General features: G+C 67.2%; 19 protein-coding genes and 1 rRNA gene. 8 read left to right on the top strand and 12 right to left on the bottom strand.

The genetic code is table 11. The features are described 5' to 3' along the window. Positions 1-61: 61 nt before the first annotated feature. The 5 genes from hydA to G3N62_RS23105 all read right to left on the bottom strand — a co-directional run bounded on the left by hydA (position 62) and on the right by G3N62_RS23105 (position 7292). Positions 62-1519 (bottom strand): dihydropyrimidinase, encoded by a 1458-nt coding sequence (hydA, locus tag G3N62_RS23125; protein ID WP_124609263.1) that lies wholly within the window; start codon positions 1517-1519, stop codon positions 62-64. A gap of 52 nt (positions 1520-1571) precedes the next feature. After that, entirely contained in the window at positions 1572-3080 is a 1509-nt protein-coding gene (locus G3N62_RS23120; protein WP_124670529.1) for an NCS1 family nucleobase:cation symporter-1, read from the bottom strand. A 101-nt stretch (positions 3081-3181) separates the two neighbouring features. Next, entirely contained in the window at positions 3182-4492 is a 1311-nt protein-coding gene (preA, locus tag G3N62_RS23115; RefSeq protein WP_034190669.1) for an NAD-dependent dihydropyrimidine dehydrogenase subunit PreA, read from the bottom strand. 54 nt (positions 4493-4546) lie between these two features. After that, positions 4547-5884 carry an NAD(P)-dependent oxidoreductase gene (locus G3N62_RS23110; RefSeq protein WP_124670528.1) on the bottom strand — a complete coding sequence of 446 codons (1338 nt, stop codon included), beginning with the start codon at positions 5882-5884 and terminating at the stop codon, positions 4547-4549. Between the two features lie 127 nt (positions 5885-6011). Next, on the bottom strand, positions 6012-7292 hold the full coding sequence (locus tag G3N62_RS23105; protein ID WP_124670527.1) for a Zn-dependent hydrolase: 1281 nt from the start codon (positions 7290-7292) through the stop codon (positions 6012-6014). 319 nt (positions 7293-7611) lie between these two features. Here G3N62_RS23105 and G3N62_RS23100 point away from each other — a divergent pair, with 319 nt between their 5' ends. Further along, the gene (locus G3N62_RS23100; protein WP_124670526.1) at positions 7612-8310 is read left to right on the top strand and encodes a TetR/AcrR family transcriptional regulator; all 699 of its coding nucleotides are present in this window, start codon (positions 7612-7614) and stop codon (positions 8308-8310) included. An 81-nt stretch (positions 8311-8391) separates the two neighbouring features. Here G3N62_RS23100 and G3N62_RS23095 read toward each other — a convergent pair whose 3' ends face one another. From G3N62_RS23095 to G3N62_RS23085, 3 genes are read right to left on the bottom strand one after another with little or no spacing between them, the layout of a single operon-like run. Next, a complete protein-coding gene (locus G3N62_RS23095; protein ID WP_124670525.1) occupies positions 8392-9582 on the bottom strand; it encodes an acetyl-CoA C-acetyltransferase in 1191 nt (396 codons plus the stop codon). A gap of 18 nt (positions 9583-9600) precedes the next feature. Beyond that, complete coding sequence (locus G3N62_RS23090) at positions 9601-10368, bottom strand: 3-hydroxyacyl-CoA dehydrogenase (protein ID WP_034190674.1); 768 nt, start codon at positions 10366-10368, stop codon at positions 9601-9603. A gap of 13 nt (positions 10369-10381) precedes the next feature. Beyond that, positions 10382-12049 (bottom strand): acyl-CoA synthetase, encoded by a 1668-nt coding sequence (locus tag G3N62_RS23085; protein ID WP_034190691.1) that lies wholly within the window; start codon positions 12047-12049, stop codon positions 10382-10384. Between the two features lie 145 nt (positions 12050-12194). Between G3N62_RS23085 and G3N62_RS23080 the strand changes: the two genes are divergently transcribed. After that, complete coding sequence (locus tag G3N62_RS23080; protein WP_049029564.1) at positions 12195-13199, top strand: AraC family transcriptional regulator; 1005 nt, start codon at positions 12195-12197, stop codon at positions 13197-13199. A 107-nt stretch (positions 13200-13306) separates the two neighbouring features. On the opposite strand, the gene G3N62_RS23075 is transcribed toward G3N62_RS23080, so the two are convergent. Together G3N62_RS23075 and G3N62_RS23070 are read right to left on the bottom strand one after the other, a co-directional pair. Next, complete coding sequence (locus tag G3N62_RS23075; RefSeq protein ID WP_124670524.1) at positions 13307-14698, bottom strand: aspartate aminotransferase family protein; 1392 nt, start codon at positions 14696-14698, stop codon at positions 13307-13309. A gap of 80 nt (positions 14699-14778) precedes the next feature. Beyond that, complete coding sequence (locus tag G3N62_RS23070) at positions 14779-16284, bottom strand: aldehyde dehydrogenase (RefSeq protein WP_124670523.1); 1506 nt, start codon at positions 16282-16284, stop codon at positions 14779-14781. 386 nt (positions 16285-16670) lie between these two features. Here G3N62_RS23070 and G3N62_RS23065 point away from each other — a divergent pair, with 386 nt between their 5' ends. Together G3N62_RS23065 and G3N62_RS23060 are read left to right on the top strand one after the other, a co-directional pair. Further along, positions 16671-17270: a hypothetical protein gene (locus tag G3N62_RS23065; protein WP_124670522.1), complete on the top strand. Its 600-nt coding sequence runs from the start codon at positions 16671-16673 to the stop codon at positions 17268-17270. Positions 17271-17326: 56 nt separating this feature from the next. Then, positions 17327-17698: a nuclear transport factor 2 family protein gene (locus tag G3N62_RS23060; RefSeq protein ID WP_124670521.1), complete on the top strand. Its 372-nt coding sequence runs from the start codon at positions 17327-17329 to the stop codon at positions 17696-17698. Positions 17699-17792: 94 nt separating this feature from the next. Here G3N62_RS23060 and G3N62_RS23055 read toward each other — a convergent pair whose 3' ends face one another. Beyond that, entirely contained in the window at positions 17793-19622 is a 1830-nt protein-coding gene (locus G3N62_RS23055; RefSeq protein WP_124609257.1) for a methyl-accepting chemotaxis protein, read from the bottom strand. A 274-nt stretch (positions 19623-19896) separates the two neighbouring features. On the opposite strand from G3N62_RS23055, the gene G3N62_RS23050 reads away from it, so the two are divergent. The 4 genes from G3N62_RS23050 (at position 19897) to G3N62_RS23035 (ending at position 21918) form a co-directional block, all read left to right on the top strand. After that, positions 19897-20478: a sigma-70 family RNA polymerase sigma factor gene (locus G3N62_RS23050; protein ID WP_175902134.1), complete on the top strand. Its 582-nt coding sequence runs from the start codon at positions 19897-19899 to the stop codon at positions 20476-20478. A 12-nt stretch (positions 20479-20490) separates the two neighbouring features. Next, complete coding sequence (locus G3N62_RS23045; protein WP_034190681.1) at positions 20491-20799, top strand: hypothetical protein; 309 nt, start codon at positions 20491-20493, stop codon at positions 20797-20799. A 2-nt stretch (positions 20800-20801) separates the two neighbouring features. After that, positions 20802-21098: a 4Fe-4S dicluster domain-containing protein gene (locus G3N62_RS23040; RefSeq protein ID WP_034190682.1), complete on the top strand. Its 297-nt coding sequence runs from the start codon at positions 20802-20804 to the stop codon at positions 21096-21098. 103 nt (positions 21099-21201) lie between these two features. Next, complete coding sequence (locus G3N62_RS23035; RefSeq protein ID WP_124670520.1) at positions 21202-21918, top strand: class I SAM-dependent methyltransferase; 717 nt, start codon at positions 21202-21204, stop codon at positions 21916-21918. Positions 21919-22035: 117 nt separating this feature from the next. On the opposite strand, the gene rrf is transcribed toward G3N62_RS23035, so the two are convergent. Then, positions 22036-22136 (bottom strand): 5S ribosomal RNA (gene rrf, locus G3N62_RS23030); the annotation flags it as partial.

The following is a 22136-nucleotide window of genomic DNA, read 5'->3' as shown; positions in this document are numbered from 1 at the left end:
AACGCACGCGGGGCATGCCGCTCTCCGCTCGAACGGACATGCCCCGCATGACACGCGTCGTTCAACCCGCGCGCTCGACCGGATGCGGTTCGCGCAACCGGTTCGCGATCCGCGCGGCCTCGTAATAGCCGGCCGCCGGCGGACGCTCCAGGTAGCGGCCCGCGCCGCGCACCGCGCGCAGCTCGCCGTCGGCCCACGCGAGCGCGCCGCGCGTGAGCGTGTGCGTCGCGACGCCCTGCACCGTCATCCCCTCGAACACGTTGAAGTCGACCTGCTGGTGATGGGTCTTCACCGAGATCGTCTTCGTCGCGGCCGGATCCCACACGACGAGGTCGGCATCGGCGCCGACCTGCACCGCGCCCTTGCGCGGATACAGGTTGAAGATCTGCGCGGCGTTCGTCGACGTGATCCGCACGAACTCGTTCGGCGTGATGCGGCCATGATTCACGCCGTGATGCCACAGCACCGACATGCGATCCTCGACACCGCCGCAACCGTTCGGGATCTTCGTGAAATCGTTGCGGCCCATCGCCTTCTGCGATGCGCAGAACACGCAGTGATCGGTCGCCGTCGTATGCAGCTGCCCCGACTGCAGCCCGCGCCACAGCGCCTCGCGATGCTCGGCCGAGCGGAACGGCGGGCTCATCACGTGCGCGGCCGCACGCGTCCAGTCCGGGTCGCGATAGACGGCCTCGTCGATCACCAAGTGGCCCGGCAGCACTTCGCCGAACACGCGCAGCCCTTCGCTGCGCGCACGCGTGATCACGTCGACCGCGTCCTTGGCCGACACATGCACGATGTACACGGGCACGCCGAGCACCTGCGCGATGCGGATCGCGCGGTTCGCGGCCTCGCCTTCGACCTCCGGCGGCCGCGACAGCGGATGCGCCTCCGGCCCCGTCATGCCGCGCGCGAGCAGCGCCTGCTGCAGCCGGAACACGAGCTCGCCGTTCTCCGCGTGCACGGTCGGCAGCGCGCCGAGTTCGAGCGAACGCGTGAAGCTGTTCACGAGAATCTCGTCGTCGGCCATGATCGCGTTCTTGTACGCCATGAAATGCTTGAAACTCGACACGCCATGCTCGCGCACGAGCGTGCCCATGTCGCGGTGCACGCTCTCGTCCCACCACGTCACGGCCACGTGGAAGCCGTAGTCGGCCGCCGATTTCTCGGCCCAGCCGCGCCACTCACGGAACGCGTCCATCAGCGGCTGCTTCGGGCTCGGGATCACGAAGTCGATGATGCTCGTCGTGCCGCCCGACAGCCCGGCGGCCGTGCCCGAGTAGAAATCGTCGCTCGCGGTCGTGCCCATGAACGGCAGTTCCATGTGCGTATGCGGATCGATGCCGCCCGGCATCACGTACTGGTCGTGCGCGTCGACGACGCTCGCGCCGGCCGGCGCGTCGATCTGCTCCGCGATCTGCAGGATCGTGCCGCCGTCCTGCGGATCCGCGCAAAGCACGTCCGCGCGATAGGAGCGGTCCGCATCGACCACGGTGCCGCCGCGAATCAGGATTGCCATGGGGTTGCCTCCTCGTTGACTGTCGGGTGCCGCTCGACACGCATGTCGCGCGTCATGCGCTCGCGATCTGCGCGCGCTGTCCGGCGCGCCACTTCATCCAGGTGCCGTACACGCCGGACGCCAGCACGAGGCCGACGAACCACGCGTACGTGTAGAGCGTGTTGAAGAACGCCAGCACGTTCGGGAACGACGCCGGAAAGGCGGTATGCAGGAAGCCGGGCAGGTTCGGCAGCACGCCGACCGCGAGCGCGGCGAGCGCGGCCGGGTTCCAGCCCCGCGCGTAGCTGAAGCCGCCGCGTTCGTCGAACAGCGCGCGCGTATCGAGCTGCGTGCCGCGGATCAGGAAGTAGTCGACCATCATGATGCCGGCGACCGGCCCGAGCAGCGCCGAGTACCCGACGAGCCAGGTGAAGATGTAGCCGTCCGTCGTCGCGAGGATCTTCCACGGCATCATCACGATCGCGATCGTCGCGGTGATCATCCCGCCGGTACGGTACGAGATCGCCTTCGGCCACAGGCTCGAGAAGTCGTACGCCGGGCCGACGAGATTCGCGGCGAGGTTGCAGCACATCGTGTCGAGCGTGAGGATCACGAGCGCGATGCCGACGCCGATACCCGTCATGCGGCTCGTCAGGTCGATCGGATCCCAGATCGCGTTGCCGTAGATCACGACGGTCGCCGACGTCACGACGACCGACACCACCGACAGCAGCGCCATCGGCAGCGGCAGCCCGATCGACTGCCCGATCATCTGGTCGCGCTGCGACTGCGCGAAGCGCGTGAAATCGGGGATATTCAGCGCGAGCGTCGCCCAGAAGCCGACCATCGCCGTCAGGCCCGGCCAGAACGTCGCCCAGAACAGCCCGGCCTTCTTGCCGCCGACCGCGAACTGCGACGGCGCCGACAGCATCGAGCCGAACCCGCCGGCCTTCGACGTCGCCCACCACACGAGCGCCACGCACATCACGACCTTGATCGGCGCGGACCAGCTCTCGAGCCAGCGGATCGAATCGGTCCCGTGCCAGATGAAGTACAGCTGCAGCACCCAGAACACGAGGAAGCACGCGAGCTGCCCGAACGAGATGCCGACGAGCGGCAGCGCCGCGCCGTGCAGTGCGTTGCCGGTCAGGATGTTCAGCAGCGTGTAGATCGCGCTGCCGCCGAGCCAGGTCTGAATGCCGTACCAGCCGCACGCGACGATCGCGCGCAACAGCGCCGGCAGCTTCGCGCCCTGTGTGCCGAACGACGCGCGCACGAGCACCGCGTACGGAATGCCGTGCTTCGCGCCCGCATGGCCGATCAGCAGCATCGGCGCGAGCACGATCAGGTTGCCGAGCAGCACCGTCATCACCGCCTGCCACGGCGACATCCCTTCCTGGATCAGCCCGGCCGCGAGCATGTACGACGCGATGTTCATCACCATCCCGACCCACAGCGCCGCGAAGTGATACCACTTCCACGTGCGCTGCGCCGGCGTCGTCGGCGCGAGGTCGTCGTTGTACAGGCTGCCGCCCCGCGCCGCGGCGCTGTCGGGATCGGCGGGATTCGCTGCGGATGTCATCGATCGCACTCCACGAAAAACGTCAGCGCCGGCATCGTGCGATGCCGGCCCAGGGGTCACGAAAAGCGGCGGCGCGGACATTGCGCGCCGCCGGACGCCGGTCAGGCCGCCTTCGCATGCTTCTCGGGTGGCGCCGCGGTGCCCGCACCGGCTTCGGCACTCGCCGGATTGTTCGGATGCGTGGTCCAGTTCGCGTAGTCGCCCGAATCGACACGCTCCATCGTGATGCATTGCTCGACCGGACACACGTGCATGCAAAGATTGCACCCGACGCACTCCGAGTCGACCACTTCGAAGTGCCGCACGCCGTCCTTCGTCGCCGTGATCGCCTGGTGCGACGTGTCCTCGCACGCGATATGGCACAGCCCGCACTGGATGCAGCGGTCCTGGTCGATGCGCGCCTTGATGTCGTACTTCAGGTTCAGGTATTTCCAGTCGGTCACGTTCGGCACCGCGCGGCCGCGAATATCGTCGAGCGTCGCGTAGCCCTTCTCGTCCATCCAGTTCGACAGCCCGTCGGCGAGATCCGACACGATCCGGAATCCGTAATGCATCGCCGCGGTGCACACCTGCACGCTGCCGGCGCCGAGCACCATGAATTCGGCCGCGTCGCGCCATGACGAGATGCCGCCGATGCCCGAGATCGGCAGGTTCGGCGTTTCGGGGTCGCGTGCGATCTCGGCCACCATGTTCAGTGCGATCGGCTTCACGGCCGGCCCGCAATAGCCGCCGTGCGTGCCCTTGCCGTCGACCGTCGGCATCGGCGCCATCTGATCGAGGTCGACCGCGACGATCGAGTTGATCGTGTTGATCAGCGACACGCCGTCCGCGCCGCCCTTGTATGCGGCGCGCGACCCCATCCGGATATCGCTGATGTTCGGCGTGAGCTTCACGAGGCACGGCAGCTTCGTGCCTTCCTTCACCCAGCGCGTGACCATCTCGACGTATTCGGGCACCTGCCCGACGGCCGCGCCCATGCCGCGCTCGCTCATCCCGTGCGGACAGCCGAAGTTGAGTTCGACCGCATCGGCCCCGGTATCCTCGACGAGCGGCAGGATCCATTTCCAGTCGCGTTCGTTGCACGGCACCATCAGCGACACGATCAGCGCGCGGTCCGGCCAGTCGCGCTTCACCTGCGCGATCTCTCTCAGGTTCACGTCGAGCGGACGGTCGGTGATCAGCTCGATGTTGTTCAGCCCCGCGATGCGCTGGCCGTTCCACTGCACGGCGCCGTAGCGCGAACTGACGTTGACGACGTGCGGATCGAGCCCGAGCGTCTTCCAGACGACGCCGCCCCAGCCCGCCTCGAAGGCGCGGTTGACGTTGTAGGCCTTGTCGGTCGGCGGCGCGGACGCCAGCCAGAACGGATTCGGCGAAGTGATGCCTGCGATGGTGCAGCGAAGGTCGGCCATGGTCGGCTCCAGAAGAATGGTGTCGTGCTCGGTATGCCTGGATACGTCGCGCGTTCAGGCCGCCTTCGCGTCGCGCGCCGCCAGCGCCGCATCGATCGAGGCGGCCGCGCGCTTGCCGTCCTGCACCGCCTGCACCGTGAGGTCGATGCCATCCGTCGCCGCGCAGTCGCCGCCAGCCCATACGTCGGGCAGCGCCGTACGCCCGTCGGCCTCCACCGCGATGCGCGTGCCGTCGGCCGTCAGCAACGCGGCCGCGATTCCGTCCGGCACCAGCGTCTGCCCGATCGCCTTCAGCACCATGTCCGCCTCGACGGTGAAGCGCTCGCCCGACGCCGCCTCGAATTCGACGCCGGTCACCTGCCCGTTCGCGCCCGCGATGCGCACGGGCTTCGCGTGCGTGACGAGCGTGACGCCGCTCTTCTGCGCAAATTCGCGCTCGGCCCACGTCGCGCTCATCGCGTCGACGCCGCGCCGATACACCATCGTCACGCGCTCCGCGCCGAGCTTGCGGCTCTGCACCGCCGCATCGATCGCCGTATTGCCGCCGCCGATCACGACCACGCGCCGCCCGACCGGCACGTTCTCGAGCCCGTCGGCCTGCCGCACCTGCTCGATGAAGTCGACCGCGTTCATCACGCCGCCCAGTTGCTCGCCGTCGATCGCGAGGGCCCGCACGCCGCCCAGACCCATCGCAAGGAACACCGCATCGTGCTGCTCGCGCAGCGCGTCGAGCGTCACGTCGCGGCCGAGCGCGACGCCCGTTGCCGGCGTGATGCCGCCGACCGACAGCAGCCACTCGACTTCGCGCTGCGCGAAATCGTCGACGGTCTTGTACGCGGCGATCCCGTATTCGTTGAGGCCGCCGGCCTTCGGGCGCGCGTCGAACAACGTGACGCGATGCCCGGCGAGCGCGAGGCGGTGCGCGCACGCGAGCCCGGCCGGCCCCGCGCCGACCACCGCGACATGGCGGCCCGTGTCGGGCGCGCGCCGGAACTGCACCGCGCCGGTCGCCATCGCCCAGTCGGTCGCGTGCCGCTGCAGCGCGCCGATCGCAACCGGCTGCGCATCCTGGTGATTCCGCACGCACGCGCCTTCGCACAGGATCTCGGTCGGGCAGACGCGCGCGCACATCCCGCCAAGCGGATTCGCGGACAGGATGTCGGTCGCGGCGCCCTTCAGGTTGCCGTTGCCGATCTTGCGGATGAAGCTCGGGATGTCGATCTGCGTCGGGCAGGCCTGCACGCACGGCGCGTCGTAGCAGTAGTGGCAGCGGCTCGCGGCGGCCGCCGCGGCAGTCGGATCGAGCAGCGGCGCGATATCGGCGAATTCGCACGAGAGTTGCGTGGACGACAGGCGATGCGCGGCGATATCGCCGGTTGGCTTGGTGGTCATACGCGTTCCTTCGACTGAGTGGAGACAAAGCCGTCCCCGCCGGCTGCGAACGCACAGTCGGGGCGGTCATGCTGAGGCATCCTGCAATCAGGCGATACGCAGCCTGCCGACTGCTACGGTCGATGCGTCATGAAACCGGCTCGCAGGCGCGCGACAGCATCGCGTGCAGCAGCACGTTCGCGCCGGCCTCGATCCATGCGGGTGTCGCGTCCTCGATCTCGTTGTGGCTGATGCCGTCGACACACGGCACGAACACCATCGAGGTCGGGGCGACCTGCGCCAGATAACATGCGTCGTGTCCGGCACCCGATACGATGTCGCGATGCGAGTAGCCGAAGCGATCGGCCGCGCCGCGCACGGCCTCGACGCAGGCGGCATCGAACGCAACCGGCTTGTAGTAGAAAATCTGCTCGAGCGCCGTGTCGAGCCCGATGTCGGCCGCGATGCGCGCGACACCGTCGCGCAGCGCCGCATCCATTTTTGCGAGCACCGCGTCGTCCGGATGCCGGAAGTCGACGGTGAAGAACACGCGGCCCGGAATCACGTTGCGCGAGTTCGGGTGGACCTGCATCATGCCGACCGTCGCGCAGCCGAACGGCGCGTGATCGAGGCCGATCCGGTTGACGAGATCGACGACGCGCGACGCACCGAGCAGCGCATCGCGGCGGCGCGGCATCGGCGTGGGCCCCGCGTGCGCTTCCTGGCCGGTGAACGTGATCTCGTACCAGCGCTGCCCCTGCGCATCGGTCACGACGCCGATCGTCTTGCATTCCGCTTCGAGAATCGGTCCCTGTTCGATATGCAGTTCGAACGCCGCGTGCAGCTTGCGCCCGCCGCACGGCACGTCGCCCGCGTAGCCGATGCGCGCCAGTTCCTCGCCGATCGTCTTGCCGTCCACGTCCTTGCGCGACAGCCCGTACTCGAGCGAAAAAACGCCCGCGAACACGCCGGACGCGACCATCGCGGGCGCGAAACGCGAGCCTTCCTCGTTGGTCCAGATCACGACCTCGACCGGATGCTCGGTCTCGATCCCGTGATCGTTGAGACTGCGAATCACCTCGAGGCCGCCGAGCACGCCGTAGATGCCGTCGAAGCGGCCGCCGGTCGGCTGCGAATCCGCGTGCGAGCCCGTGACGACCGGCGTCGCGTCGGCCACGCGGCCCGCGCGGCGCATGAACACGTTGCCCATCGTATCGACCGTCACCGTGCAGCCGGCGGCCTTCGCCCAGCCGACGATCAGGTCGCGGCCGGCCTTGTCGAGATCGGTCAGCGCGAGGCGGCACACGCCGCCTTTCGGCGTTGCGCCGATCTTCGCGACCTCCATCAGGCTCTCCCACAACCGCTTCCCGTCGACCTTGATCGACGTGTCGAACGCTGCCCGCTTCACTGTTTCCGATACCGCATTCATTCGTATCGCTCCTGTGGGGTCGGTGATGTCGTCAGCCCGGTCTGTGCCGGTGCGCGTCATGCCGGTTTCGGGGCATGCGCGCCCATCGGCGGTGCATGCTTGTGTCGTGTGCGAAACCCGTCAAATCCTGTCCGATTGGACAGGTTTTAGACGATCAAAATCACCAAAGCAATCTCTTTCTTGCGGGAATGGACAGAGCGAGAAACGTGCCATCGCAACGCAGCATCGCGGCGGACGCGCTGTCCGCATGCGTGCGTTCGACGTGGATCAGCGGCTAGAATGAAGCCCAACGCGGCACGCCCGCCGCGCGAGGGTAACGATGAGACATGACGAGGCCGCAGCCGAAGCCACCGACAGCGACGAGACGTCCGCGCCTTTGCGGCGACGCAAGGCACACATCCGCGAATCCAACGAAGCGCATCTGCTCGCCTGTGCGGAGGCCGTGTTCGCCGAACGCGGGTTCGACGGCGCGAGCACCGCGACGATCGCGGAACGCGCCGGCTTGCCGAAAGCGAACCTGCATTACTACTTCCCGACGAAGCTCGCGCTGTACCGCCGCATGCTCGACGACCTGTTCGAGGAATGGCATCGCGCGGCCGGTTCGTTCGAGGCCAGCGACGATCCGGTGGAAGCGATCGGCGGCTACGTGCGCGCGAAGATGGCGCTGTCGCGGCGGCGCCCGCTCGGCTCGAAGGTGTGGGCCAACGAGATCATCCAGGGCGCGGAGCACATGCAGGACATCCTGTCGGAACGCGTGAAGCCGTGGTTCGACACCCGCGTGAACGTGATCGACGGCTGGATCGCGCGCGGGTTGCTCGCGCCGATCGACCCGCACGCGCTGATGTACCTGATCTGGGCGACCACCCAGCACTACGCGGATTTCGACGCGCAGATCCGCGCGCTGAGCGGCAAGCGCGCGTTCACGCAGAAGGCGTTCGACGAGAAGACCGAGCAGGTCGTGCAGCTCGTGATTCGTGCGTGCGGCGCGGTGTCGCCGAAGGCAAGTTCTCCCGAATGAAAATCGGGCGACGGGTCACGCGCAGGTTCACCCCGCGCCAGACCCGTCGCCCGCGTTGCAGCGTGCGTATTCCGCGATGCGTTACGCGACCCGTTCGATCGCGATCGCCGTCGCCTCGCCCCCGCCGATGCACAGCGATGCGACGCCGCGCTTGAGCCCATACGTGTCGAGCGCGGCCAGCAGCGTCACCATCACGCGCGCACCCGATGCGCCGATCGGATGCCCGAGCGCGCACGCGCCGCCATGCACGTTGACCTTCTCGTGCGGCAGGTCGAGGTCGCGCATCGCGGCCATCGGCACCACCGCGAACGCTTCGTTGATCTCGAACAGGTCGACGTCGCGCAGGTTCCAGCCGGTTTTCTCCGACAGCCTGCGCAGCGCGCCGATCGGCGCGGTCGCGAACAGGCCGGGCTTGTCCGCAAACGTCGAATGCCCGACGATCACGGCCTTCGGCGTGAGGCCGAGACGTTCGGCTTCCGAGCGGCGCATCATCACGAGCGCGGCCGCACCGTCCGAGATCGACGACGCGTTCGCGGCCGTCACCGTGCCGCCTTCGCGGAACGCGGGCTTCAGCGTCGGGATCTTGTCGAGCTTTGCCTTGCCCGGCTGCTCGTCGATCGACACGACGCTTTCCGTCTTGCCGGCCTTCACGGTCACCGGTGCGATCTCCGATACGAAACGCCCCTCCGCGATCGCGCGCTGCGCACGCGTGAGCGACGCGATCGCGAACGCATCCTGCGCCTCCCGCGTGAACTGGTACGCCTGCGCGCAATCCTCGGCGAACGTGCCCATCAGGCGACCCTTCTCGTACGCGTCCTCGAGCCCGTCGAGGAACATGTGATCGAGCACCTGACCGTGGCCCATGCGCATCCCGGCGCGCGCCTTCGGCAGCAGGTACGGCGCATTCGTCATGCTCTCCATCCCGCCCGCGACGACCACCGCCGCCGAACCGGCCAGCAGCAGGTCATGCGCGAACATCGCGGCCTTCATCCCCGAACCGCACATCTTGTTGACCGTGGTCGCGCCTGCGCCGAGCGGTAGCCCGGCCTTCAGCGCGGCCTGTCGTGCCGGCGCCTGGCCCTGGCCGGCCGGCAGCACGCAGCCGAACACGATTTCGTCGATGCGTTCGGCCGGCACGTTCGCGCGCTCGAGCGCCGCGCGAATCGCGACCGCGCCGAGGTCGCTCGCACTGGCCCCCGCCAGGTCGCCCTGAAAACCACCCATCGGCGTACGCGCCGTGCCAACGATTACGATCGGATCCTGAGTCGTCATGATTCGCTTCCTCCAGTGTCAGCGCGGTGCCATGCGCAACGCGCCATCGAGACGGATGACTTCGCCGTTCAGCATCGTGTTCTCGGCGATGTGGCGCACCAGCGCCGCAAATTCTTCCGGGCGGCCGAGCCGCGGCGGGAACGGCACGCTCTTGCCGAGCGCGTCCTGCACGTCCTGCGGCATGCCGGCCATCATCGGCGTCGCGAAGATGCCCGGCGCGACCGTCACGACGCGGATGCCGAAGCGCGCGAGTTCACGCGCGATCGGCAGCGTCATGCCCACCACGCCGCTTTTCGATGCAGCATACGCCGCCTGCCCGATCTGCCCGTCGAACGCCGCGACCGATGCGGTGTTGACGATCACGCCACGCTCGCCTTCCGCATCGGCGTCCTGCTTCGACATCGCTTCGGCGGCCAGCCGGATCATGTTGAACGTGCCGACCAGATTGATCGACACCGCACGGACGAAACGGTCGAGCGAGTGCGGACCGTCGCGGCCGACGACCTTCTCGCCCGGCGCGACGCCCGCGCAGTTGACCAGCGCGTCGATGCGGCCGAACGCGTCGCGCGCGGCGGCGACGGCCGCCTGGCCGTCGGCTTCGTTCGTCACGTCGGTCTTCACGAAGCGGGCGGCCGCCCCGAGTTCGTGCGCGAGGTTCGTCCCGGCATCGTCATTGACGTCCAGCAGCACGGCCTTGCCGCCGGCCCCGACGACCATGCGCGCCACCGCGGCGCCCAGGCCCGAGCCGGCGCCCGTAATCAGAAAAACGCGATCCTTGATATTCATTCGCAGTCCGTATTCAGGGTTGAGCGGCCTTCTCGGCTTCCATCTTGCGCAGCACGAAGCGCTGGATCTTGCCGCTCGGGGTTTTCGGCAGCGCGCCGACGAAGTCGATCGCGCGCGGATACGCGTGAGCGGACAGTCGCCGCTTCACGTGCAGGCTCAATTCCTCGGCCAGTTCCGGCGTGCCGTCGAAGCCCTTCGACAGCACGACGAACGCCTTCACGATCTCCGTACGCTCCGGATCGGGCACGCCGATCACCGCGGCTTCGCTGACGGCCTTATGCTCGATCAGCGCGCTTTCCACGTCGAACGGGCCGATCCGGTAGCCGGACGACGTGATCACGTCGTCCGCGCGGCCGATGAAGCTCACGGTGCCGTCCGGCTCCAGCTCGACGTTGTCGCCGGTCCGGTAATAGCCGCCCGCGATCGCCGGCGTGTCCTGCCGCCAATAGCCGCGGAACCACAGCAGCGGCGAGCGCGCGATGTCGATCGCGAGGTTGCCCGGTTCGCCGGGGCCCAGCTCGCGGCCCGCTTCGTCGAGTACCGCGACACGGTAGCCCGGCATCGCCAGGCCGGCGGAACCGACATGCACCACGTGCGCGAGACCGTGATGGTTGTTCACGACCATCCCGAGCTCGGTCTGGCCGTAGTGATCGTAAATCGGCGCGCCGAGCGCCGCGTCGAACCAGCGCACGACCTCCGGATTCAGCGGCTCGCCCGCGCTGCTGACCACGCGCAGCTTGCCTTTCACGCGCGCCGCCGCTTCCGGCCCGGCGGCCATCAGCATCCGGTACGCGGTCGGAGAGCCGGCCAGGCTCGTGATGCCGAGCCGTTCGATCACGTCGTACGTGCTCTCGACCGTGAAGCTGCCTTCGTAGAGCGTCGTCGCATGGCCGAGCACGAGCGGGCCCGTGATCGCGTAATAGAGGCCGTACGCCCAGCCCGGATCGGCGATGTTCCAGAATCGGTCGCCTGCGCGCAGATCAACCGCTTCGCGCATGTAGGCGCCGAACGCGAGCAACGCGTACAGCGGCACCGGCACGCCCTTCGGCAAGCCCGTCGTCCCCGACGTCGACATCATCATGAACAGGTCCGTGCCCTTGCGCGGCACGGGTTCGAACGTATCGGGCTGCGCATCGAGCGCCGCGCGGAAATCGATGTCGCGCTCGGGCAGCGTGTCGCCCGGTTCGCGCACCGTCGCGACCGGCGGGCAATCGTCGATCTCGTCGAGCTTCGCGCGATTCGCGACGTTGGTCACGACGACGCGTGCATCGCTCATGCGCAGCCGGTGTTCGATCGCCTTCGGGCCGAATGCGGTGAACAGCGGCTGGTAGACGGCGCCCGCGCGCCACGTGCCGAGGATCGTCGCGACGAGCTCGGGCGTGCGCGGCAGCAGGCCGGCCACCACGTCGCCCGGCTTCACGCCCTGCGCGACGAGCAGGTTCGCGACCCGCGCCGACCACGCCTGCATCTGCGCGAACGTGAAGCGGTGGTGCCGCCCGCCGATGTCGATCCAGTCGAGTGCGACCGCGTCCGCCGTCGCGTGCCGGTCGCAGCACTCGACGCACGCGTTCATGCCGCGCTCCAGATCGCCGTGCAGCTGCGCGGCGGCGGTCTCGATTCTGAACCGGGCCACGGCGTCGGCGTAGGCCGGCACCGCCCGGGCGGTCGCTCCATCAGGCATGCGTGTCTCCTGTACGTTATGGCCGCCGTCGAGCCAGGAGCGCGACGGGGCATACATCGATAGTAGACAGCCCGCACATTGCATTCAATGACAAACAGAATCTAGAATCGTGATCGCTTTTGCCATGTCGGGAGGACGCAGAAAAATGGGGCCGCAGATGATTTCGCCGGATTTCGTCGACGATGCGCTCGCGTGCCTGCGCCGGCAAGGCCTGCCGACAGAACCGGTACTGCACGCCGCCGGCCTCCCCGCCGCCGTGCGCGAGCCCGTCACGCCGCAACAGTACGGCCGGCTGTGGCTGGCGATCGCCGGCACGCTCGACGACGAATTCTTCGGCCTCGCCGCGCGCCCGATGCGACGAGGCAGCTTCACGCTGCTGTGCCACGCGGTGCTGCACGCCGGCACGCTCGAGCAGGCGCTGCGCCGCGCGCTGCAGTTCCTTCGCGTGGTGCTCGACGAACCGCACGGCGAACTCGTCGTGGCCGGCGGGCAGGCGCAAATCGTGCTGACGCAGACGGGCGCACCCTATCCTGCGTTCGCCTACCGCACGTTCTGGCTGATCCTGCTCGGCGTCGCGTGCTGGCTGACCGGCCGGCGCATTCCGCTGCAACGGATCGATTTCGCGTGCCCAAGCCCCGACCAGCGCAGCGACTATCACCAGTTCTTCGGCGTCCCCGTGCATTTCGACCGGCCCGACAGCCGGCTCGCGTTCAACGCCGCGTATCTCGCGCTGCCGACGATCCGTTCCGAGCAGGCACTGAAAACCTTCCTGCGCGGCGCGCCCGGCAACCTGCTGGTTCGCTACCGGCACGACACCGGCTGGGTCGCGAAAACGCGCGCGCACCTGAAAGCGCTGCCGGCCGCCGAGTGGCCCGACTTCGACGCGCTGGCCGTGCGCCTCGGCACGACGCCGGCGACGCTGCGGCGGCGCCTGCGCAGCGAAGGGCAGAGCTTCGCGGCGATCAAGGACGAGCTGCGCGGCGCGCTGGCCCAGTCGCTGCTGCGCGCTCACGCGCTCAGCGTCGCGGAGATCGCGGCCGAGCTCGGCTTCACCGAGCCGAGCGCGTTCCATCGCGCGTTCCGCAAGTGGACGGGCACGAGCCCCGGCGCGTTTCGCCGCGACGTGCATGCGGCAAAAGCGGAGCCTTGACGCGCGAAGCGCACGCGGTGCGCTTCGAACATTCGGGTTGTCACCTCACGCTGGCACCGGCGCCGCGGAGCAGTCAGTCGCCGGACGAAAGCGCGCCGCTCGACCGGTCAGCAGTCGATCCCGAGCACTTCGCGTGCGGTCGCATCGACCGCCTTGCGCATCGTGCCGACCAGTTCGTCGATCTGCGCATGATCGATCACCAGCGGCGGTGCGACGATCAGGCGACCGTTGGTCGATCGCACGATCGCACCGAGTTCGAAACCGACCGTCCGGCTGTGCCAGGTCAGGTCGGCCTCGTTCTCGAAGCGCTCGCGCGTCGCCTTGTCCTTCGCGAACTGGATCGCACCGACCGCGCCCACACCCTGAATCTCGCCGACGAGCGGGTGACCGTCGAATGCGTCGCGCAGCGCCTTCTGCAGGTACGGGCCCGTATCCGTCCTCGTCCGCTCGACGAGGCCCTCGCGCTCGAGCACGTCGAGGTTCGCCAGCGCGACGGCGGCCGCGACCGGGTGCCCCGAATACGTCAAGCCGTGCGCATAGACGCCGCCCTTGTCAACCAGCGCATCGCCGACGCGCCGGCTCATGATCAGGCCGCCCATCGGCACATAACCCGACGTCAACCCCTTGGCCATGCAGATCAGGTCGGGTTCGAAGCCGAAGTGACGATGCGCGAACCACTCGCCGGTACGGCCGAAGCCGCCGATCACTTCATCCGCGCAAAGCAGCACGTCATACTGGCGGCAGATGCGTTCGATCTCCTGCCAGTAGCCGTCCGGCGGGAAAATCATCCCGCCCGCCCCCTGGAACGGCTCCGCGACGAAGGCGGCGACGCGGTCCGCACCGATCTCGAGGATCTTGCGCTCGAGCGACAGCGCCGCCTGCCTGCCGAATGCCTCGGGGCTCAGGTCGCCGCCGTTCGCGTACCAGTACGGTTCGTCGACGTGCGTGACGTTCGGAATCGGCAGGTCGCCCATTTCATGCATGAACGCCATGCCGCCCAGCGACGCGCTGCCGACCGTCGACCCGTGATAACCGTTCACGCGGCCGATCAGCACCTTCTTCGCCGGCTGGCCCATCACGTCCCAGAAGCGCCGTACCGTGCGGATCAGTACCTCATTCGATTCGGAACCCGAATTGGTATACACCACATGGCTGAAGCGATTGCCGAGCAGCGCGAACAGCCGCTCCGACAGTTCGATCACCGACGGGTGCGTCGTATGAAAGAACATGTTGTAGTACGACAGCGCCTTCATCTGCCGCGCGGCGGCGTCGACCAGCTCCGGCCGGCCATAACCGACGTTGGTGCACCACAGCCCGGACATGCCGTCCAGATAGCGGTTGCCGTCGTTGTCCCATAGATATACACCTTCGCCGCGCACCATCACGCGCGCGCCCTCCTTGTTCAGCGCCTTCTGGTCGACGAATGCATGCAGGTGATGCGCGGCGTCGCTGCGTTGATAGTCCTGGGTCGTACGATGCGGAAAGTGGGGGGCATTCATGGGCAAGTCTCCGGTGCGTTGTAGGGATAAAAGCGCGGTCGTGCCGCCCGGCGCGGCCATTGGCGGCCCGCCGGGCCGAATCAGTAGCTGATCCAGGTCGTCTTCAGGCCCGTGTACTTGTCGATCGCGTGCAGCGACAGATCGCGGCCGAAGCCCGACTGGCGGAACCCGCCGAACGGCGTCTGCGCGCTCAGCGCATCGACCGTGTTGACGGACACCGTGCCGGCCCGCAGCCGGCCCGATACGCGATGCGCGCGCGACAGGCTGCCGGTCCACACCGACGCGGCGAGCCCATAGATCGAATCGTTCGCGAGCCGCACGGCCTCGTCCTCGGTGTCGAACGCCATCACCGACAGCACCGGTCCGAAGATTTCCTCGCGCGCGATCGCGTCGTCCGGCTGCACGTCGATGAAGATCGTCGGTTCGATGAAGTAGCCCTTGCCGTCGACACGCGGTGCGCCGCCGCCGATCGCGAGCGTCGCGCTGTCGCGGCCGCGCGCGATCCATTCACGCACGCGCCGATGCTGCTGCTCGTCGACGATCGCGCCCATCCCGCTCGACGGATCGAGCGGATCGCCCGGCATGAATGCAGCGGCATGCGCAATCAGCCGGTCGACGAACGCATCGTGGATCGAGCGCTGGACCAGCAGCCGCGAGTTCGCGGAACACACTTCGCCCTGGTTGAAGAAGATGCCGAAGCACGCCTTGCGTGCGGCGAGATCGAGATCGTCCGCATCGTCGAAGACGAGGTTCGGGCTCTTGCCGCCGCATTCGAGCCACACCTGCTTCATGTTCGACTGCGCGGCGTACTCGAGGAATTTCTTGCCGACGGCCGTCGATCCCGTGAACGCGAGTACGTCGACGTCGGGATGCAGTCCGAGCGCGCGCCCCGCGGTCTCGCCGTCACCCGGCACGACGTTCAGCACGCCGGGCGGCAGGCCGGCCTCGAGCGCCAGCTCCGCGACACGCAGCGCGGACAGCGGCGACTGTTCCGCCGGCTTCAGCACGACGCTGTTGCCGGCGGCAAGCGCCGGCGCCACCTTCCACGCGACCATGTCGAGCGGAAAATTCCACGGCACGACCACGCCGACCACGCCCAGCGGTTCGCGCGTGACGACCGCGAGGTTACCGGGATCGGCCGACGCGACTTCGCCGTGCAGCTTGTCGACGGCTTCGCCATACCAACTGAACAGGCCGCCCGCGGCCGGCACGTCGATGCCGAACGCGTCCGCGACGCGCTTGCCCATGTTGAGCGAATCGAGCAGCGCGAGCTCTTCGCCATGCGCGGCGATGAGCTCGCCGAGCCGGCACAGCACGCGCTTGCGCTCGGCCGGCGCGCAGCGCGACCAGACGCCGGATTCGAACGCGTGGCGCGCGGCGCGCACCGCATCGTCGACGTCCGGCGCGTCGCACGACGCGACTTCCGCGATGACGGCCTCGGTCGCCGGATTGATCGCGGCGAACGTCCGCCCGCTGCGGGCCGGCACGCCGCGCCCGCCGATATGCGCACGCGTTCTCGGGATGACCTGCGCCGCGAGACGTCTCCAGTCCGTGTGCTGACGGCTTTCTGCTGAAGTTGGGTTCATTCAAGGCTCCGTTGTGACGACCCGGCGCTTGTGTGCGTGCTCCGCCCGGCTTCGACCCGACGACGGACGTTGGCGGCCACGACCTCGGCCCATGACCGCCGTGCATCGCGGCAGTCGTCCGGTCGGCCAACTGTCGGTGATCAAAAGGAGATTTGAAAGAACAGTTTTTCTTCTCACTGACGAGGTTATTTCTATCCATTCGATCGTCGTGCAGCGGGGTTTTCCTGCCGCGTCACGATCGCGGCGCCGTTCGTTTTGGAGGTGATTGCTTCGGCATTCCGGTGCGAGCCTGCGTGAAAACGCGACGCAGCAGTGCGTCGGCACGACGTTGCGCCCCGCGCCGTCCGACCACATACTGGTCGGCCAGTCCGCACGAGGTTGCGTCGATGGGGAGTATCGATCAGGGTGCCGCTTCGGTCTTTGGCGTGATCGGCACGGCCGTGTCCCTGCTGGCGGCGGTTCCGTACGCGCTCGCGATCTACCGGCGCACCGTTCGCCCGCATCTGTTCACGTGGCTCGTCTGGTCGGTCGTCACCGCGATCGCGGCGGCCGGCCAGTTCGCTGCAGGCGCGGGGCCGTCCGCATGGTGCACGGCGGCGATTGCCGTCACGTGCCTTCTGACGCTGGTGGCGAGCATCTTTCGCGGCGATCGCGGCTGGACCGGCCTCGACTGGGTTTTTCTGGGCGCGGCGCTGTCGGCCGTGCCGTTGTGGATGCTGACCGACGACCCGACGATCTCGATCTGTCTGGTCACGCTGATCGAGCTTGCCGGCCTCGGCCCGACCGTGCGCAAGACGATCCGCGATCCGTGGAGCGAAAGCCTCGTCTATTTCGCGCTGTGCGTGCTCAAGTACGCGCTGGCGTTGCTGGCACTGAACACGTGGCGTGTCGCGGTCGCGTTCTATCCGGTCGTCAACGTCATCGCGTCGATCGGCATCTGCGTGGTGATGCTGGTCCGGCGTCAATCGCTGTCGAATGCGCGGTAGGTTTTATCCGCCGCCGCTGCGTGTGCAACCCTTCGGGGATGAAGCGAGGATCCGACATGGATGCAATCCGTACTGTCATCGAACCGTTTGAAACCGCGCTGCGTGCGGCGATGCTGGTCAACGACGTCGACGCGCTCGATACGCTGCTGGACGACGATCTGGTGTTCACCGTCCCGACCGGCCAGATCATTTCCAAGGAAGACGACCTGTCCGTGCATCGTGCGAAGCTGCTGCGCCTGGAGAAACTCGACGTCCACGAAATGCGCGCCTGCGCGATCGACGCGATGATCCTGACCACGACGAAAGCGACACTCGCCGGCCATTTCGACGGCATCGCGTTCGACGGCACGTTTGCCTATACGCGCCTCTGGCGCCGCTCGGGCACAGGCTGGCGCATCGTCGCCGGGCACGCTTCGCAGGTCATGTAGGCTGCGCCCGGTTCCGGCTGCCGGACATTCGCGCACAGGTGAAGGTGCCGCACCCGTCCATGCCGCGAATGTCGGGTAGCCGATACGCGCGTCGTCAAGCGGGCTGCAACGCCGACGCACGATTGTCCGCGAGCTTGAACTCGCCGACCGTCTGCGCGAGCCTGGCAGCCTGCTCGCGCAACAACGTCGCCGCGGCCGCCGACTGCTCAACGAGCGCCGCATTCTGCTGCGTCGCGTCGTCGAGATGCGACACGGCCTGATTCACCTGCTCGAGCCCCGTGCTCTGCTCCTTCGCCGCCACGGTCATTTCGGCGATCACGCCCGTGATGCCGCGCACGCCCTCGACGATCTCGTCCATCGTCGCCCCGGCCGTCTGGACGAGTCCGGAGCCGCCCTCGATCTTCTCGACCGACGAGTGAATCAGCTGCTTGATCTCCTTGGCGGCTTGCGCGCTGCGCTGTGCGAGTGCACGCACCTCGCCCGCGACGACCGCAAAGCCGCGGCCGTGCTCGTTCGCGCGTGCTGCCTCGACGGCGGCGTTCAACGCGAGGATGTTGGTCTGGAACGCAATGCCGTCGATCACGCCGACGATGTTGGCGATTTCGCCGGACGCTTGCGTGATGTCGTTCATCGTCGACACGACCTCGCTCACGACCGAGCCGCCGCGCAACGCGACAGTCGACGCGGATTCCGCCAGACGGCTCACCTGGCTGGCGGCATCGGCCGAGTTGCGGGCCGTGCCGGCGATTTCCTCGAGCGCGGCGGCCGTCTCCTGCAAGCTCGACGCCGCATGTTCGGTCCGGCTCGACAGATCCTGGTTGCCCTGTGCGATCTCGGCGCTCGCGAGGTTGACGGATTCGCTGAATTCGCGAATCTGCAGCAGGATCGTGCTGATCTTTTCGGCGAACAGGTTGAACGCATGCGCGATCTGCGCGGCTTCGTCCGCGCCGTCGGCGGGCAGGCGTTTCGTCAGGTCGCCACTGCCGCTCGAGACGTCCATGAGCGCATCGCGAACCAGCAGGATGCGCTTGAAGGCCGCGTTCGTCATCGCGCCGACGAGTGCCGCCGCGATGACGGCGACGATCAGGATGGCAGCCAGCGTCGTGGTCGCGACCGCACGCATGCCGGCCGTCACGTCGGCCTTGTCGAGCGCGAGGACCAGCGACCAGTCGGTGCCTGCGATCGGCTGTGCGCGCACCAGCTTGGTGGCCCCGTCGATGTCGACCGCGACGGGCGCGGACGCCGTTTGCAGCGCGCCGAGGTGATCGGAGTCGAGCGCAGGCGAAAGGCCGGTCGCAGGTTTCATGATCAGGTCGGTCTTCGCCGACGCGATCACGCGCCCGCTCTTGTCCACCAGGAATGCGAAGCTCGCCGGTGTCGGGTGAACGGAGGTGACGATCGCGCTCACGCTCTCCATGAACAGGCTGGCGGCCAGCACGCCTTTCACGGTGCCGTCGCGCACCACGGGCACCGCGAACGCGACGGCCGGCTTGCCGGTCGTCGCATCACGGTAGAGCGCCGTCACGACCAGTTGGCCCGCGCTGACGGCTTGCTTGTACCAGGGCCGTGCGGTCGGATCGTAGCCGGGCGCGAGCGGGACGTTCGAGAACGCAGTCTTGTCCGGCAAGCCAAGCGTCAGCACCTCGAAGCCACCCGACTTGCCGAGCAGTTTCAATGCCGGCAGCGGGTCGCCTTCGCCGATCGCGATCGTGTCGGCGAGTGCCTGGGTCGCCCGCGCCCTGCTGGCCACCCATTCGTTGATCGCGAGCGCGTGGCCGGCGAGGATCGACTTGTGGTTCTGGTCGATGGCCTCGTCGTTGTGGTTCTTGACGACGTAATAGACCAGTCCGCCCGTCACGGCCAGCGCCGTGACCACGATGGCGACGCAGGTCGCAAGTATCCGAGCACGAATCGAGGACAGCATGATGACTTCGATCTCCGTTACCGCGTTATTTGAATGGGGTTGCCGAAGGCCGGCAACGTCCTGTTTAACGACAGCGGTGGCGGGAACTTAAGGCCTGACTGGCCTGACCAGTTCAGACGAGAGGTTGGCAGGGCTGCGAAGTCGGAAAAGACGGAGTCGATTCGGCGAGATCGGACTATCGTGCCGACTGTCCGTGGTGCGTCGAGGGAAAGCGTTCAGCAGCGGATTTTCACCGGCGCCACAATATCCGGGCGCCTGAAACGTCTTCACAGGCATGGAATCGCCACCCACTTCGCACATGATGACCGACCCAGACCGCGACATCACGGCGACGGTGATGCGTGAACGATCGAGGCTAGTGAGCTTCATCCGGCGCCGGATACGCGACCCGGACGATGCCGAGGACATCCTGCAGGATGTGTTTTACGAATTCGTGCAGGCGTATCGACTGCCTGCCCCGATCGAGCAGGCGAGCGCGTGGCTGTTCCGTACCGCGCGCAACCGCATCATCGATCGTTTTCGCAAGAAGAAGGAGCAGCCGCTGACCGATCTGCTCGAAGCCGAAGACGAACCGGACGGCGAGTATCGGCTGGACCTCGCGCTACCGGCGCACGATGCCGGCCCCGAAGCGCTCTACGCCCGCACGCTGGTGCTCAAGGCGTTGCAGGATGCGCTCGACGAGTTGCCCGCCAATCAGCGTGAGGTTTTCATCGCGCATGAACTGGAAGGGCAGTCCTTCAAGGAGATGGCCGCGCAAAGCGGTATCGCGCTCAATACTCTGCTCGCGCGCAAACGCTATGCGGTCCTGCATCTGCGCGCCCGGCTGCAGCCCATTTATGACGAACTGGACAACTAACGGAGTCGACGGATGAATTTTCGAATCAGATGTGCCGGCAAGGCACTGCTCGTGGTGATCGCCATAGGCGTGCTCGGATGGGTCGTCATGATGCTGTGGAACTGGGTGATGCCGGCGTTATTCGTCGGCGCCCGGACGATCGACTTCGCCCATGCGCTGGGCCTGCTGGTGTTGAGCCGCATTCTGTTCGGCGGATTCCGCGGACACCGTGGCTGGCACGGCCGACGCCACTGGCGCAAGTGGGAATCGATGACGCCGGAAGAGCGCGAGCGTTTTCGGGCCGCGTGGCGATCGGGCAGCAACCCGCGCACGGGAGAGTGAACATGCGCGAACGATCTACGGGCAGCTGCAAACAGAAGCCGGGGGTGATTGCGCCGGTCGTCGACCTGAAACGTTGCGAAGGCAAGGGGGATTGCGTCACCGTTTGCCCGGAAAACGTATTCGAGATCCGGCGCATCGATCAGTCCGACTACGTCGGCCTCGGCATGATGCATCGCCTGAAGTTGCGCGTGCATGGAATGAAAGTCGCCTACACGCCGAATGCGCATGCGTGCCGGTCATGCGGGCTTTGCGTGACGGCGTGTCCGGAACGCGCCATCACGCTCGCCCGAAGCACGTAGCATCGCCGGTTGGTCGGCGGCCGAACCTCAGCGCGGGAAACCCGGCGGAGGGAGCAGTCGCTGGATGCGTCGTCGACCTCATCAATCTCTCCAGGGAATGCACATGACTCCACCCACCATCGCTCTTCTGCAAAGGCTTCATGAGGAGAGCCGAGCCGAAATCATCGCGCGCGCACGCGCGCAGTTCCAGGGATCGAACGAAGCGTTCCTGACGCTCGGCGACGAATACGAGGCGCTTGCTCCCCGGCTGCGGGGACGATTTCTCGAAATGCTCGGGTTGTCCAGCGAAGACTTCGAGTCCTCGGAAGGCAGCCCGCTATCGTTGGCCGTGTCGGCGGAAACGGGAAGATTCCTGCGCAACATGGTGCTTTCGCAACGGCCGGCCCGAATCCTCGAACTCGGCAGTTCCCGCGGCGTGTCCACGCTGTATTTCGCGGAGGCGCTGCGCATGTTGGGCCGCGGCGTGGTCGTCGCGACCGAGCGCGACGCGCTCAAGTGCGCACATCTGCGCGCGCACGCGAAAACGGCAGGCCTGGACGCTTATGTCGATTTGCGGGAGGGCGACGTATTCGAGACCGTTGCCGAATTGGACGGGGCCTTCGACCTGGTATTCATCGACGTTTGGGCCGACGCTTATCTGAGACTGTTCAAGCAGATCGAGCACCTGCTGCGCCCGGGATCGGTCGTGCTTGCCGACAACATGTACACAGCCGAGGATGCCGTTCGACCCTACAAGCAATACCTGGACAACGATCCGCGGTTTTCGACCACGACGCTGGACTTTGAATCGGGGGTCGAATTTACGGTCGTCGTATCTTGAGTCGGGATGTCGTCGAATGGATGCGATGAATCGAGCACCTTTCTGCGCCGACGCGCATTTCCGCCGCCGAAATGCAAAAACCCCCGCCTTGTCGGGCGGGGGTTCCTGGCTTAGGGAGCCTGACGATTACCTACTTTCACACGGGAATCCGCACTATCATCGGCGTAGAGTCGTTTCACGGTCCTGTTCGGGATGGGAAGGGGTGGGACCGACTCGCT

It is taken from the genome of Burkholderia sp. Tr-20355, assembly GCF_017104685.1.
In the GTDB taxonomy this organism is placed as follows: domain Bacteria; phylum Pseudomonadota; class Gammaproteobacteria; order Burkholderiales; family Burkholderiaceae; genus Burkholderia; species Burkholderia seminalis.
The sequence above is the reverse complement of the archived record's forward strand: the minus strand, read 5'-3'. Positions and strand labels throughout refer to the sequence as shown.